The organism is Rhodanobacter sp. FW106-HT46G03, from assembly GCF_058789895.1.
This window is the reverse complement of sequence record NZ_JBYTCC010000001.1, coordinates 589725-604606: the sequence shown is the minus strand read 5'-3', so window position 1 is coordinate 604606 and position 14882 is coordinate 589725. Positions and strand designations below refer to the sequence as shown.

Here is a 14882-nt window from a genome sequence, read left to right as displayed (position 1 = left end):
CGACGACCTCACGTCGGCAGGCCAAGCACGCGCTTGGCGATGATGTTGAGTTGCACCTCGCTGCTGCCGCCGGCAATGGTGTAGGTCTTGGACAGCAGCCAACCGCGATCCACCTCGTGCTCGAGGCCGGTGGATGGCGCATCCTCCCACACCAGCGCGCGCTGGCCGAGCGCGTCGGCCAGGAGTTCGTACTTGGCGACTTCCTGCTCGGTCTGCACCAGCTTCATGATCGCGGCCGGGCCTTTCACGTCATGTCTCGCCAGCGCCTGCTCGGTCACCCGGCGATGGGTGAGCGCGAACGCCTGCGCGTCCATCAGCAGTTTCGCCAGGCGTGTGCGCAGCTCCGGGGCGAGCGCATCGTCGGGGTTTTCAGCCAGCCAGGCACGCACGCTGGCGAGCGGATCGAGCGAGGGTGCGGCGCCTTCGGCAAACTTGCTCATGGCGGCGCGCTCGTGCTGCAAAAGCTCCTTGCCCAGCGTCCAGCCATCGTTGAGCGCGCCGACGAGCTGGCGGCGTGGCACCCGCACGTTGTCGAAAAACACCTCGCAGAAGCTCGACTTGCCGCTGATGAGCTCGATCGGTTTCACGCTAACGCCGGGGCTCTTCATGTCGATCAGCACGAAACTGATACCGGCCTGTTTCTTTGCCGTGGGGTCGGTGCGCACCAGCGCGTACATCCAGTCGGCAAAGTTGCCGTAGCTGGTCCAGATCTTGGAGCCGTTGACGACGAAGTCCTCGCCGTCCGGCTCGGCACGGGTACGCAGGCTGGCGAGGTCGGAGCCCGCGTTCGGCTCGGAGAAGCCCTGGCACCAGCGCACCCGGCCCTGCGCCATCGGCACCAGATGCTCGAGCTTTTGCGCGTGGGTGCCGTGCTTGAGCAGCACCGGCGCCAGCATCCAGATGCCGAGGTTGTATTGCGGCTGGCGGCAATGCAGGCGGCGCATCTCCTCGTCCAGCACCTGCGCCTGGCGGCGATCCAGCCCGCCGCCGCCGTACTCCCTGGGCCAATCGGGCGCGAGCCAGCCGCGTTCGCGCATGGCCTCGAACCACGCACGCTGGTCGTCGTTCTTGAACGCAAGCCGCGAGCCGCCCCACACCATGTCGTCGGCGGTGATCGGCTGGCGCATCGCCGGCGGGCAGTTGGCGTCGAGCCAGGCGCGCGTCTGCGCGCGAAATTCGTCGAGTTCGCTCATGGCGCCTCCCCGGCGGCAGTCAAGGCAAAACGATGGATGCCGTGCGCATCCAGCGTGCGGCGCACTTCGCCCGCGTCGCGCAGCCACGCCAGGTGGGCCAGCGTCTCGCCCAGCGCCAGCATGTCGTCGAACGGACCGCGGCGGCGCGGAAACAGGGTGTGCATGGCCGCCACGGCGCTGGCCTGCGGCGCGTGTCCCAGACAGCCACGCAGCACGTCGAGCTGGTGCGCGTGGTGCTCCGCCAGCTCGCGCGTGCGGACGGCCAGCCCGCGAAAGATCTCCTGATGCGACGGCAGCACCAGCGTGTCGGCCGCGAGGCTCTCCAGGCGCGTCAGCGAGGCCAGCCACAACGCCAGCGGGTTTGCTTCGGGCTCGATGTCGGACACCAGCACGTTGGAGGTGATGCGCGGCAGAAGCTGGTCGCCGGCCAGCAGCAGATGCGCGTCGGCGTCGTACAGGCAAGCGTGTTCCGGTGAGTGGCCTTCGCCGATCACCACCTGCCAGCGGCGTTGGCCGATGGCCAGCACGTCGCCGCCGCGCAGGCGCCGATAGCTGCGTGGCGCCGGCGCGGTGAACGGATCGTGGCGCACGCCGGCAAACAGCTTGTCGATGCCGGCGTCATCGAGCCCGGCGCGGCGGTAGAAATCGCGCTGCGTGGACGGCAGCGGATCGGGTGCCGGCTGCGCGTAGGCGCGCATGGTGAAGTATTCGCCCAGCGTCATCGCCACCCGCACGCCGAAATGCTCGACGAACCAGGCGGCCAGCCCGGCGTGGTCGTAATGCCAGTGCGTGCACACCAGGAGCGTGATCGGCAGGCCGTCCAGGTGGGTGGCGGCGATGTGCTGCCACAGCTCGCGGCAGCGCGCGGTGTTGAGCCCGGTATCGACCACCACCCAGCCGTGCTCGCCGCGCAACAGGTACACGTTGATGTGGTCCAGCGTCATCGGCATCGGCATGCGCGCCCACAGCACGCCGGGCGCCACTTCCACGACCGAGCCGTCGGCCGCCGGCGGCGTCAGCGGGTAACTGATGGCCGTGGGTGCGCCGTCAGCCATGGAGCACCCGGCCCAGCGTTTCGCTGGTCAGCGGCAGATAGGCCTGCGCGGCGTCGTCGCGCACGTAGAGCGGGTCCGCGACCTGCGCGCGGTCGTAGCCTTCGCGTTGCAGGTCGATTTTGCGCAGCTTGTAATTGCCAGTCATGTCGGCGGCCGGCGGCACCCGCACGAACAGCGGTGCGGCGTAGCGCGGCAGGCGCTCGCTGGCGAGGCGCCAGAACGCCTTCGGGTCGAATGCCCGGCCATCGTGCATCACCACTGCGGCCATGCCCGCACGCCCCTCGTGGCCGGGCACCTGCACGCCGTAGACGGTGATCGAATCCATGCCGGGAAAATCGCCAAGCTGGTCGGCCACTTCGGTGGTGGAAACGTTCTCGCTGTTCCAGCGGAAGGTATCGCCGATGCGGTCGACGAACCAGCAGTAGCCATCCGCGTCGCAGCGCAAAAGATCGCCGGAGGACCACCACGCATCGCCCTCGCGGAACACGTTGCGCAGGGTCTTGCGCGCAGTGGCCTCGGGCGAGGTGTAGCCCTCGAAGCGGCCGGCGACGATGTCCGGCAGGTCCAGGATCATGCCGATCGCCTCGCCCGGCTCGTCCACGCCGGCAAGCTGCATGAAGCCGTCGGCGCCGCGCGGGTGGATGCCGCGCTCCACGTCGTAGCGCACCAGCCGCAGGTTGGTTTTTTCCCAGAACGGCACGCGGCCGCAACTGCCCATGCGATTGTCGACATTGATGACGTTGGCGTTGGCCTCGGTCGCGCCCCAGCCTTCAAAGATGTTCATCGGGCCGAAACGGTCCACCCATTGCTCCCAGATTTCCGGCGCCAGGCCGGCGCCGACCATGGTGCGCAAACTGTGCTCGCGGTCGTCGGCGCGCGGCGGCTCGGTGAGCAGGAACCGGCAGATCTCGCCCACGTACTGGCAGGCGGTGACGTGGTAGCTGCGCACGTCGGGCCAGAACGCGCGGCGGCTGAACTTGCGGCGCAGGAGCAGGCTCGCGCCGGCGGTGAACGCGGTGGCTGCAGCCGACAGCGAGGCCGCGCCGTGGTAGAGCGGCAGGAAGGCGTAGAAGCAATCCTGCGGCCCGAGCCCGGTGGTCACCTGCATCACGTCGCCGGTGATGAGCCAGCGCGCGTGGCTGACGATGGCAGCCTTGGGCAGCCCGGTGGTGCCGGAGGTGAAGATGTACACCGCCGGGTCGCCGGCGGTGAGCCCGGCGCGCCACGCCGGCGGCGGGTCGGTGTCCGGCACCGTTGCCGCCAGCGCGCCCAGATCAAGCGCACACGATGCACGCTGCGCCGGCGGCGCGGGGTGCTCGGCATCCGCCCACAGCCACAGCGTGGCATCGGTTTCCGTTTCGGCGAACAGCGCCAGGCATTCCTCACCGACCACCGCCCGCCGCGCGCCGGTGGTCGTCAATTCATGCGCCAACGGCTTGCCGCGCACGTTGGTGTTGAGGAACACCGCGATTGCGCCGACCTTCATCAGGCCCAGCCATACCTCGAAGAAGGCCGGGCGATTCTCCAGGCACAAGGCCACCACGTCGCCACGCCGCACGCCCTGCGCATGCAGCGCGTGCGCGGCGCGATTGGCGGCGGCATTCAATTGCGCATAGGTGCAGCGCGCCTCGCCGTACAGCAAGGCCGGGCGCTCGCCGTAGGCGCGCGCGCGGGCTTCGATGCACTCGGCAATGGCGTCGGTTTGCGAGGCGCGGTACCGGGCGGCCGCCGCGCTGCGCAGGTCGAGCTTGGCCTGCGTCGCTTCACGCGAAACCAGCGCCGGCGTGGAAGGGTTCGGGTTGGACATGCGCTCGGCCATGCGGCGTCCTCAGTGCTGCACGCGCGGCAGGCCAAGGCCGAACTGCGCGATCAGTTCGCGCTGGATTTCGTTGGCGCCGCCGCCGAAGGTGTTGATGGTGTTGGCGCGGATCTCGTACTCCAGCTCGCCGGCAAGCAACGCCGCGCTGGAATCGGCGCGGACCAGCGCGCTCGCGCCGACGATCTCCTGCAACTGGCGCAGGATCTCCAGTGCGCTTTCGGTGCCGTAGACCTTGGTGATCGAGGCCAGCGCCACGTCCACCTCACCGCTTTCGAGCCCGGCGGCAATGCGGAAATTGGTGATGCGCATGGCTTCGAGCCGCCGGTAGCACTCGGCGAACGCGCGCCGCACCCACGGTGCGTCGATCGCCCGCCTGCCGTCCTCGTCCGGCGTCCCGGCCCAGGCCAGCACGCGGCTGAACGGGCCGAACACCTTGTCGGACCACGCGCCCAGCCCGAGCCGCTCGTGGTTGAGCTGCGCGGTGATGAGTTTCCAGCCGCCGTGGAGCTCGCCCACCAGCATGGCGGCCGGCACCTCGACGTTGTCGTAGTAGGTGGCCGCGGTGAGGTTGCCCACGGTTTCGATCGGCGTGCTGGAAAAGCCCCTGGCACGGGTGTCGACGATCAGGATGGAAATGCCCTTGTGCCGCGGGCGCTCCGCGCTGGTGCGTGCGGCGAGCCAGATGTAGTCCGCGCTCTCGGCGCCGGAGGTCCACAGCTTGGAACCGTTCACCGTGAAGTGGCCGGTGGCCGAGTCGCCGCTGAATTCAGCCTGGGTCTTGAGCGTGGCCAGGTCGGAGCCGGCGCCCGGTTCGGAATAGCCGATGGCGAACACGATCTCGCCCGCGGCGATGCCGGGCAGGAATTGCGCCTTCTGCGCAGCACTGCCGTGCAGCATCAGGGCCGGACCCACCGTGCTGATGGTGACGAACGGCAACGGCGCGCCGGCGATGGTCGCCTCCTCGAAAAAGATCAGTTGCTCGGTGGCGGCGTAGCCCTGCCCGCCGTATTCCTTCGGCCAGCCGACCGCGAGCCAGCCGTCCTGACCCATTTGGCGCACGATGCGGCGGAAGTCGCTGCCGCCCTCGGCACCGCGCAGGCGCTGGCGCAGCTCGGGCGTCATCAGGGCGTTGAAGTAGTCGCGCAGCTTGCGGCGCAACGCGTGCTGTTCGGGCGTGAGGTCGACGAACATGGCCCTACTCCACGCCCAGGATCAGGCCGCTGGTGGGTACGCCGGTGCCGGCCGTGACCAGCACGTGCTCCACGTCCGCCACCTGGTTCACCGCGGTGCCGCGCACCTGGCGCACGCCTTCGGCGACGCCGTTCATGCCGTGGATATAGGCCTCGCCGAGCTGGCCGCCGTGCGGGTTCACCGGCAGCTTGCCGCCGCGACGATGATGGCCGGCGCGGATGAAATCCTTCGCCTCGCCGCGCGGCACGAAACCGAACTCCTCCAGTTGCAGCAGCACGAACGGGGTGAAGTGGTCGTAGATGATCGCGGTCTGGATGTCCGTCGGGGTCAGCCCGCTCTGCGCCCAGAGCTGGTTGGCCACCAGCCCCATTTCCGGCAGGCCGGTGATGTCGTCGCGGTAGAACGAGGTCATGATCTGCTGGCCTTCGTAGATGCCCTGCGCGGCGCCTTTCACCACCACCGGCTGCTGGCGCAGGTCGCGCGCGCGGTCGAGCGAGGTGACGACCATCGCCACCGCGCCGTCGCTTTCCTGGCAGCAGTCGAGCAAGTGCAGCGGCTCGCAGATCCACTTGCTCTTCTGGTGGTCTTCGAGCGTGATCGGCTTCTGGTAGAAGAACGCTGCCGGGTTGGTCGCGGCGAAGTCGCGCACGGCCACGGCGACGCGGCCGAAATCCTCGCTGGTGGCGCCGTAGCGGTACATGTAGCGCTGCGCGAACATTGCCACCCACGAGGCCGGCGTGTGCAGGCCCGAGGGCATGTACCAGCCGTAGTTGACGTTCTCCACCGTGGGCGTGTTCGCGAAACCATAGCTGCCGCTGCCGAAGCGGTACCAGCTGCGTTCGTTCATGGCGCGGTACACCACCACCGTCTTGGCCACTCCGGTGGCGACCGCCATTGCGGCCTGCAGCACCGGCGCACAGGCGGCGCCGCCGCCGTGCGGGATCTGCGAGAAGAAGGTGACGTTCTGCGTGCCCAGCAAACGCGCGATCTCGTACTCGGGCACCTTGTCGATGGTGTACGAGCAGAAGCCGTCCACCTCGCCCGGTTCGATGCCGGCGTCGGCAAGCGCCGCGAGCGTCGCCTCCATCGCCAGGCGGATCTCCGTGCGGCCGGAGTTCTTGCTAAATTCGGTGGCGCCGAGGCCGGCGATCGCGACCTTGCCGGCAATGCCGCTGGTGGTGGTCATGGCAGTTTCACCCGCACGGTTCCGGTGACGTGCGCGCCCATCGAATTGGCGCCCCTGAGCGTGACTTCCACGCTGTGCCCGGCCTCGTTGCGGTCGGTGACCGTGCCGGTGAAGGTCAGCGTGTCGCCGGGGTAGTTGGGCGCGCCGAGCTTGATTTTCAGCGTGGCGAGCCGGCAATCCGGCCCGGCCCAGCCTTCGACGAAACGCTCCACCAGCCCGTTGGTGGTGAGGATGTTCATGAAGATATGCGGCGAGCCGAGCGCGCGCGCCGCCTCCGGATCGTGGTGGCCGGGAAAGTAGTCGCGGGTGGCGATCGCGCCGCCGGCGACCAGTGCCACGGTGATCGGGATCACGAGCTTCGGCAGCTCCTCGCCCGCCTGCACGCTGGCGAAAGTGCGGGTGCTGGTCATGCGGCATCCTCCGGCAAATCGTATTTCCAGCCGAGCTGGTCGTGCCCAGCGAGCCAGTCGCCAAGGCGTTCGAGGTGGTGGCCGGCGCTGCCTTCGTGCACGGCCAGGGCGCGGCTCCAATACAGGAACCGATGCGCGGGATGCGACAGGTCCACGCCCACGCCGCCGTGCACGTGCTGCGCCTTGAGCCCGGCAAAATGGCCGAGATCGCAGAACTGCGCATGCACGGCCAGCGCCTGCGGCAGTGCGCCGAGCCCGGCATCGAGGCGATACACCAACTGCGCCAGCGCGCTGCGCAGCGTCTCCACGCCGATATGTGCGTCGGCCAGGCCGCCGGCCACGAGCTGGAAGCTGCCGATCGGACGGCCAAACTGCTGGCGCTCGCTGACGTGCTGCACGGTGCGCCGGAGTTGCTCGGCGCTGACGCCGAGCTGCAGCGCGGCAAGGCAGGCGATGGTTCGCGGTTCGAACCAGGCGTGGGCGGCAATGTCGAGCACCGCATCGTCGGCCAGCGGCAGCGCGTCGAACGCGAGGTCGGCCACGCCCAGATGATGCTGGTCCAGCCCCGGGGTGCGCGCGATGCCCGGCTGTTGCAGGTCGACCAGCACCACGCGCGGGGTGCCGTCGTGCTCGGCGCCGAGCAGGGCGTAACGCGCATCGCCGCCCAGCGGCAACGCCGCCTGCCGGCCGGAGAGCTGCCATTGCCCGGCAACGCGGGCGAGATGCAGGCGCGGCCCGCGCGCGTCGGCCAGTGCGGCGAGCGTGGCCGTGCACGGCGCGCTGCTGTCCACCGCCGCCGGCAACACGCGGGCCTTGAGTTCCGGCGCGCCGAAGTGCGCCACGGCGGCGGCCGCCAGTTGGTGTTCCCACAGCGGCACCAGTGCCAGCGCGCAGCCCTGCGCCTCGAGCACGCCGATCAGGTCGGTCATGCCGAGGCCGAGCCCGCCGGCAGCCTCCGGCACCACGATGGCGTGCAGGCCGGTGTCCACGCAGGCCGGCCACAACGCCCGCTGGTAGGGTTCGCCGGAAACGTCGTGCGTGCGCAACTGGTCGTCGCCGCAATGCTCGGCGAACAGCGCGGCGGCCGCGGCGGCGAACGCCTGCTGGTCTTCGCTCAGTCGGAAATCCATGGCGCTACCCCACCACCGGTCGGAACTGCGGCAAGGCGATGGTGTCGTTGCCGTCGGGCGCGCCCACGTCGACCTGGTTGAACTCCACCTGCACCGGCATGCCGATGTGCACGTCGGCGGGCTTGACGCCCACCAGTTGCGCGACCAGCCGCGTGCCCTCCTCCAGCTCGATCAGGCCGATCGGGTTCGGGTAATCGAATGGCGGCACTTCGGGGTAATGCATCACCACGAACGAATACACGGTGCCGCGACCGCTGGCCTCCAGCGCATCCCACTCGAAGGAGTAGCACTCGGGGCAGCACGGGCCGGGCGGGTGACGCAGCGTGCCGCACGCCTTGCAGCGCTGGATCATCAGCTTGCCGGCATGCGCGCCGTCCCAGAAAAACCGGGTGTCGTCGCTGATGCCGGGCGCCGGGCGCTTGATCTTCGGCGGGCCGACTGGCGTTCCCATCGCCGGCTTCGCCGCATGCGCCGGCTTGAACTTGAACACCCGGAACAGCAGGCGGCCAACCTCCTCGTCGCCGGCGGCATGCTGCGAGAAGAACGTCATGCTCAGCGTGATGAAAAAACCGGTGCCGAGCGCGGTGGATTTCTCCTCACTGATGGCGTCGAGCCGCGTCGTGTAATAGAGCTTTTCGCCGGGCGCGAGATAACGGTCGAATTCCAGCTCGGAGTTCACCGCCACCACCGACGGATAGCCGTGCGCCTCGATCAGTTTCAGCGCTTCGTACGGGTTTTCCGTGGTAGAGCCCGGCGGGTAATGGTTGATGGTCGGGCCTTCCATGCACCACACCTGCAGCATCGCCGGCGGCACCAGCTTGCCTTCGGCATAGCGCGGGTTGTCCACGCCCATGATCTCGGCCCATTGCCGCGCCATCGGCACGTTCACCGGATCCCAGCCGTACACGCGGCCGTAGTCCTTGCCCACCAGGGCACGGATGGCAGCCATCCACTCGGGGTCAGTCATGGTGATGCTCCTGCTCTTGCGCCGCCGCGAGAAACGCGGGGCGTTCGCCGCCGCCGTGCAGCAGCAGGTTGGTGCCGCTGATGTAGGACGCGCGCGGCGAGGCCAGGAACAGGCACGCCTGCGCAATGTCGTCGGGGTTGCCCATGCGCCCGGCCGGGATCGTGCGCCCGACCGCCGCGATGCCGGCCTCGTCGCCGTAATGCTCGTGCGCCGCTTCGGTGCGTACCAGGCCGGGGCTCACCGCCACCACGCGCACCTTGGGCGCCCATTCGATCGCCAGCGAGCCGGCCAGGCTCAGCACCGCCGCCTTGGCCGCGCCGTAGGCCGCCGTGCCGGGCGACGGGCGCAGCCCACTGATCGAACCGATCATCAGGATCACGCCGCCGTCGGCCTGTCGCTGCATCTGCGCGTTCGCCGCCTGCGCCGCATGCAGCGGCGCCAGCAGGTTCAGACGGATCACGCCCTCGTGGAAGCGCGGCGATACCGTCGCCGCTTCCACCATCGGGCTGCCGCCGGCATTGTTCACCAGCACGTCGAGCCGGCCATGGCGGGCGACCACGCCGGCGACCAACGCCTGGATCGCCTCCACCTCGCGCACGTCGCACGCCGCGAACTCGGCGCGCTTGCCACCCGCTTCCGGCAGCTTGGCCGGCGCGTTGCGCGCACATACCACTACCGTCGCACCGGCGGCCAGAAAGCCCTCGGCAATGCCGCGGCCGATGCCCTTGGTGCCGCCGGTAACCAGCACCACGCGCCCATCGAATTGCTCGCAGTAACCCATCAGTGCGCGATCCCGAAGCCCGTCCACGCGGCCAGACTAGGCAGCATCACGCCGGCGTTCCACGTCCAATCGGACGATGTTGCCATCCTCGCCGTTGCCGACCATGCACCCATGCCAAAGACCCCTGCCCGCACGCGAGCGCGTGCCGCAAAAAGCCCCGACCGCGTGGTGCTGGTCGAGCGCCCAGAGGACGGCGTCGCCGTCGTGCGCCTGCACCGGCCCAAGGCCACCAACGCCCTGAACCTCGCGCTGCAATCGCAACTCGCCGCGGTGTTCGTGGAACTCGCCGCCGACGCCACGGTACGCTGCATCGTGCTCACCGGCGGCGGGCAGGTGTTCGCCGCCGGCGGCGACATCAAGGGGCTGGAACAGGCCGGGCCGATCGAAATCATGCAGCGCCACACCGAGCGCGTGTGGGCGCCGATCGAGCACTGCCCCAAACCGGTGATCGCCGCGGTCTGCGGCTATGCCTACGGCGGCGGCGCCGAACTGACGATGCACTGCGACATCATCATCGCCGGCGAAGGCGCGCGCTTTGCGCAGCCGGAAATCCGCATCGGCATCATGCCCGGCATCGGCGGCACCCAGCGCCTGGTGCGCGCGGTGGGCAAGTTCAACGCCATGCGCATGCTGCTCACCGGCAAGCCGGTCGACGCTGCCGAAGCGCGACTGATGGGACTGGTGAGCATGGTCGTGCCCGACGCCCAGGTACTGCCGGAGGCACTGGCCATGGCGCACGCCATCGCCGCCATGCCGCCGCTCGCCGCGGAACAGATCAAGGAGGTGGTGCTCGCCGGCATGGACGCGTCACTCGGCACCGCGCTGGCGCTCGAACGCAAGGCCAACCAACTCCTGTTCGCCACCGCCGACCAGAAGGAAGGCATGCAGGCATTCATCGAGAAGCGCAAGCCGAAGTTTCGCGGGCGCTGAGAGCGAGCCGCCAGATCCGTGTTGGTTCCCGGGCCCGCCCCGGGATCGGCACCCTCTCATTGTCCCCCGATTGCAGGCGCGTACCGACCTGAGCCGGCCCCATCGCCCGATGCATCGCAAGGTCGGCGTCCACGCCGCCATATCCGTTCAATTGACTAGTCCCGTCGGACGATGCGGACAACCACCCCTTCCGGGCCACCATGCATCCGTAAAACCGCAATCCGCGCCGCTTCATGCAAGCGCAGCGGCATCTCAAGTGTCTTCGGATGGGGAGTTCTCGAAATGAAGCGTCGTGCGCTTTCGTGGCAGATCGGCATGTTGCTCGCTGCCACCTCCGGAATCATGGTCACCGCACCACCCGGCCGTGCGCAGGACGCGTCGGACGCCCAGAATCCGCAGGATGCCCCGACCACGCAGCCCCCCGCCAACAAATCCAAGGCGAAGACGCTGAAGGCGATGGTGGTAACGGCGGAACGCCGCGAACAAAACATCCAGGCGGTACCGCTGACGGTTTCCGCGATGGACCAGGTCGAGTTGAACCGGCGCGGCATCACCAGCGTCGCCGACCTGAACGCTATCGCTCCCGGCCTGGTGGTGATCCCCGAGACCGGTGGCTACACCACCGGAGCACAGTTTTCACTGCGCGGACAATTCGTCGGCAACCCGGCGATGTATTGGGACTCCACCACCGGTGTGTACGTCAACGGCGTGTACTTCGGCAAAAGCAAGGTGGATGTATTCAGCCTGCCCGACCTCGAACGCATCGAGGTGCTGAATGGCCCACAGGGCACGCTGTACGGACGCAACACGATTGGCGGCGCGGTCAATATCGTCACCCAGAAGCCAAGCGGCGTGTTCACTGGTACGGCACAGGCCGGCATCGGTCGCTACGGCGAGCACACCGAAATGCTGCGCATGGACCTGCCCGCCCTGGGAAAGCTCAAGGTATCGGTAGGTGGCCGCGCCAAGAACCAGGATGGCTGGGTGAAGACCACGTCAGGCAGCTCGGCAGGCAGCTTGGGCAAGATCGACACCCGCGACGCGTATGCCGATTTCCTGCTGGACGCCACCGACAATCTTTCGATTGAATACCGCTACGACTTCTCGAATGCACACAATACCCCGGCATTCGGGCAGACCGTGCATTCCGACATCCTGAAGGTGTTCCATATCCCCGGCATCATCGTGAATCAGGATCGCCAGACGCACGCCAGCATCGACGCTCCGGTCTACGAAAACCTGCGCACGGACGCCAACGCGCTGCATGTGGACTGGAAGCTCGGCGTCGGCACGATCAAGTACATCGGTGCGCACAGCGAAACGCATTACAACAACGGCTTGGAGCTCGACGGATCACCCATCAATTTTGCGCAAAGCCAGGAAACCAACCGCTACCGCGAAACCTCGCACGAACTGCAATACGTGGGCAGCGTGGGCAACTGGAACTGGGTGACCGGCCTTTATTACTTCGAGGACAAAGGTTTCAACGCCGACCCGCAGGAGTACTTCTTCGGCGCAGCAGTATTCGACCCCAATCTCTATTGGTACGGCAGCCGCTCGCGTGCAGCGTACGGCCAGGTCGAGTACAAGCTGAACGACCAGTGGACGATCACTGCCGGCCTGCGCCGCACTCTGGACCAGAAGAACGTGTCGCGGTTCATGCAGGCCGGCGGCTACACGCTGGTGCCGCGTGGCACCGAAGCCTCCGCCGGTTGGGGTTCGACGACGCCGATGCTGAACATCTCGTACCAGATGGATCCGAACCATCTGCTGTACGCACGCTATGCCGAGGGCTTCCTGAGCGGCGGCTTCAACGCCGAGGCGCAGACCGCGAGCCAGGTCACCAGCCCGTACAAGCCTGAAAAGGCGAAGACCCTCGAATTCGGCAGCAAGAACACCTTGCTTGGTGGTGCGATGCGCCTCAATGCCGACGTTTTCTACAATCGAACGACGAACCTGCAGCAGATCGTGTTCACCGCCCAGGGCGCCGCCGCCTCGAACGTGTTGAACGTGGGTCGTTCGCACACCTACGGTTTCGAAGGGCAGTTGCAATGGCGCGCAACGAATGACTTCGACATGGGCCTGAACTACAGCTACATGAAGGGCAAGTTCGACAAGTACATGCAGCTCGGCAAGAACATCGCCAACAACCAGTCGTACGCGATGCTGCCACGGCACATCCTCAGCCTGACTGCCCACGATGTCCTGCTGCGCACGTCGAACGGCACGCTGGGGGCGTCGTTGGATTACCGCTTCACCAGCGGCTACTACCGCTATACGTACCAGAAGGTCGTGGTCAACCCAGCGCAGGCCGTTGCCGGCAATACGCGGATCAAGGCGGAGGGCATCCTCAACGGCCGCATTGCCTTTTCCGACATGCAGTGGGGAAAAGTCAGCGGCGAAGTGGCGCTGTGGGTGAACAACATCACCAACAAGTCGCATATCGACAACTACATCGACTTTGGTCCCGGGTTCGGCAACCTGCGTTTGGCGTACTACAACATGCCACGCACCTACGGCGTGACCGTACGCGTCGACTGGTGACCGTTTCGCTTCGCGGGTCGCATGGACACAGGCGGCAGCCACATGTTGCCGCCTTTCGCCCGCCGAAAAGACGGCAATTGGCGTGCGCCGCGGCAGGTGGCTGACTGCTCGCGGCTGATCTGTGCGAATCATCCGGGCAACTGCTTGCCGGAAATACGTTGCCTGGTGGTGTGCAGGCACCCGGGTTACCCGTTTCCGTTGTTCGGGCGCCCGCAGGCCCGGCGGTCGAGACGAGGCGGTTTGAACCGCCGCCCCGTCCAGCCTCGGTCAGTCCAGCCTCGGTCAGTCGCGCCTTACCGCTACCGTCTGGATGCCGACGTCGAGATGGCAGTGGTGGCTGCCAGCCTCGGGTTCAGAACGAGGTCGGGCGACTCACCGCATCGATGCCGCCATCGACCACGAGCTGGGCGCCGTGGACGTAGCTGGCGGCCGCGCTCAGCAGGAATCCGACGGCCGCCGCGATTTCCTCCGGTGCCGCGCGGCGACCGATCGGCGGGATGAAATCGCGGATCGCCTGCCCGTAGCGCGGGTCGTTCAACCCGGCTTCGAGCAGCGGCGTCTGGGTCGCGCCCGGAGCCACCGTGTTGAGTCGCACCCCGGCGGCACCCCACGCCTTGGCGCGTTCGCGCACCGCCACCGTCAGCGCGTTCTTGGAGCCGGCATAGGCAAGGTTGCCGCGCATGTCGCCGGCGCCTTCGAGCACCACCGCCACGCGCGCGTCGTCGCCGGCCGCCAGCGCTTCGCCGATCGGGTTTTTTTCCCAGGGAAGCTGCGTCGACGCCACCGAGGAAACGACCACCGCAGCCGGGTGCTCGCCCCGGCGGAGCGCCGGCAACAGTCCGTCCAGCAGATCGATGACGCCGTGATAGTTGACCTGCGCAATCGTCGTTGCCGGCTCGAACGTGGTCCCCAGGCCGGCGCACAGCGCCACCGCGTCGAGCCTGCCGCCGCAGCGAGCCAGCACGGCGGCCAGCGCTGCGCGGCGGCCCTCGGCCGTGGCGAGGTTGCCGATGACTTCTGCGTCGTGCAGGTCGACGCCGATCACGCCGTGACCCGCTACTTCAAGCTGGCGGCGCACCGCGGCACCGATGCCCGATGCCGAACCCGTGACAACGCTGGTGAGGCTCATGCTGTTCTCCCGTCAGGTGGCGAGCGCCGCCAACGCGGCCGCTTGCATGTGTGCGTGGGTGTCGCCGGCAAGATCGAGGAGGTATCGACGCGACGCAAATCGCCACGCTCCATCCTCCCGCACGAAGCCGTCCTCGTAGCGGCCGCAGACCACCGGCTGCAACGCGAAACCGTCCACCGCCTGGAATACGGTGTAGCGGGAACGCGCCGTCGCCCTGCCCGCGGTTTCGTCCACCTCGATGAGCGGGTTGCTGATGACGTGCTGCGTGCGCGGCGTGCCATCCGGATGGATCACGATGAGTCGCTGCCACAACGCAAGCAGCGCATCGGCATCGAGCGGTTCGGCACGCCCCTGCAACCGGATCGACGCATGGCGGAACAGTGCCGCAGCTTCGGCAAGGCGCCCCGCGTCGATGTGTTCGGCGTAGCGGTACAGGAGATTCGCGATCTGGACGGCGCTGTCGCTCAAGATTCTGGCCAGGCACGGGCGATACCCGGCATCATGCTGCGGCCAGCCGGGCGTCGCCGCGTCCGAACGGACGATGCCG

At 67.9% G+C, this 14882-nt stretch carries 13 protein-coding genes; 2 read left to right on the top strand and 11 right to left on the bottom strand.

What is annotated here, in order from left to right:
* Positions 1 to 8 precede the first annotated feature (8 nt).
* Genes AC3WP6_RS02425 through AC3WP6_RS02385 form a run of 9 tightly spaced genes read right to left on the bottom strand, consistent with a single transcriptional unit; the run spans position 9 to position 9732 of the window.
* Positions 9 to 1193, bottom strand: coding sequence for an acyl-CoA dehydrogenase family protein (locus tag AC3WP6_RS02425; RefSeq protein WP_492626204.1), 1185 nt, complete (start codon positions 1191 to 1193; stop codon positions 9 to 11).
* Positions 1190 to 2248: an MBL fold metallo-hydrolase gene (locus AC3WP6_RS02420; protein WP_492626203.1), complete on the bottom strand. Its 1059-nt coding sequence runs from the start codon at positions 2246 to 2248 to the stop codon at positions 1190 to 1192. The genes AC3WP6_RS02425 and AC3WP6_RS02420 overlap by 4 nt, the downstream gene beginning before the upstream one ends.
* A complete protein-coding gene (locus AC3WP6_RS02415) occupies positions 2241 to 4067 on the bottom strand; it encodes a long-chain-acyl-CoA synthetase (RefSeq protein ID WP_492626202.1) in 1827 nt (608 codons plus the stop codon). The genes AC3WP6_RS02420 and AC3WP6_RS02415 overlap by 8 nt, the downstream gene beginning before the upstream one ends.
* A gap of 9 nt (positions 4068 to 4076) precedes the next feature.
* On the bottom strand, positions 4077 to 5258 hold the full coding sequence (locus tag AC3WP6_RS02410; RefSeq protein ID WP_492626201.1) for an acyl-CoA dehydrogenase family protein: 1182 nt from the start codon (positions 5256 to 5258) through the stop codon (positions 4077 to 4079).
* Positions 5259 to 5262: 4 nt separating this feature from the next.
* Positions 5263 to 6444, bottom strand: a complete 1182-nt coding sequence (locus AC3WP6_RS02405; protein ID WP_492626200.1) for a lipid-transfer protein — start codon at positions 6442 to 6444, stop codon at positions 5263 to 5265.
* Positions 6441 to 6854, bottom strand: a complete 414-nt coding sequence (locus tag AC3WP6_RS02400; protein WP_492626199.1) for a MaoC family dehydratase — start codon at positions 6852 to 6854, stop codon at positions 6441 to 6443. The genes AC3WP6_RS02405 and AC3WP6_RS02400 overlap by 4 nt, the downstream gene beginning before the upstream one ends.
* Positions 6851 to 7984, bottom strand: coding sequence for an acyl-CoA dehydrogenase family protein (locus AC3WP6_RS02395; protein ID WP_492626198.1), 1134 nt, complete (start codon positions 7982 to 7984; stop codon positions 6851 to 6853). Before AC3WP6_RS02395 ends, AC3WP6_RS02400 begins: the two co-directional genes overlap by 4 nt.
* 4 nt (positions 7985 to 7988) lie before the next feature.
* The gene (locus tag AC3WP6_RS02390; RefSeq protein ID WP_492626197.1) at positions 7989 to 8951 is read right to left on the bottom strand and encodes a Zn-ribbon domain-containing OB-fold protein; all 963 of its coding nucleotides are present in this window, start codon (positions 8949 to 8951) and stop codon (positions 7989 to 7991) included.
* Entirely contained in the window at positions 8944 to 9732 is a 789-nt protein-coding gene (locus AC3WP6_RS02385; RefSeq protein ID WP_492626196.1) for an SDR family oxidoreductase, read from the bottom strand. Before AC3WP6_RS02385 ends, AC3WP6_RS02390 begins: the two co-directional genes overlap by 8 nt.
* A 111-nt stretch (positions 9733 to 9843) precedes the next feature.
* Here AC3WP6_RS02385 and AC3WP6_RS02380 point away from each other — a divergent pair, with 111 nt between their 5' ends.
* On the top strand, positions 9844 to 10662 hold the full coding sequence (locus AC3WP6_RS02380; protein WP_492626195.1) for an enoyl-CoA hydratase: 819 nt from the start codon (positions 9844 to 9846) through the stop codon (positions 10660 to 10662).
* 282 nt (positions 10663 to 10944) lie between these two features.
* On the top strand, positions 10945 to 13206 hold the full coding sequence (locus tag AC3WP6_RS02375; protein ID WP_492626194.1) for a TonB-dependent receptor: 2262 nt from the start codon (positions 10945 to 10947) through the stop codon (positions 13204 to 13206).
* Between the two features lie 352 nt (positions 13207 to 13558).
* Here AC3WP6_RS02375 and AC3WP6_RS02370 read toward each other — a convergent pair whose 3' ends face one another.
* Both AC3WP6_RS02370 and AC3WP6_RS02365 read right to left on the bottom strand, forming a co-directional pair.
* Positions 13559 to 14335 (bottom strand): SDR family oxidoreductase, encoded by a 777-nt coding sequence (locus AC3WP6_RS02370; RefSeq protein ID WP_492626193.1) that lies wholly within the window; start codon positions 14333 to 14335, stop codon positions 13559 to 13561.
* Between the two features lie 12 nt (positions 14336 to 14347).
* Positions 14348 to 14803: a nuclear transport factor 2 family protein gene (locus tag AC3WP6_RS02365; protein WP_492626192.1), complete on the bottom strand. Its 456-nt coding sequence runs from the start codon at positions 14801 to 14803 to the stop codon at positions 14348 to 14350.
* Positions 14804 to 14882: the final 79 nt, after the last annotated feature.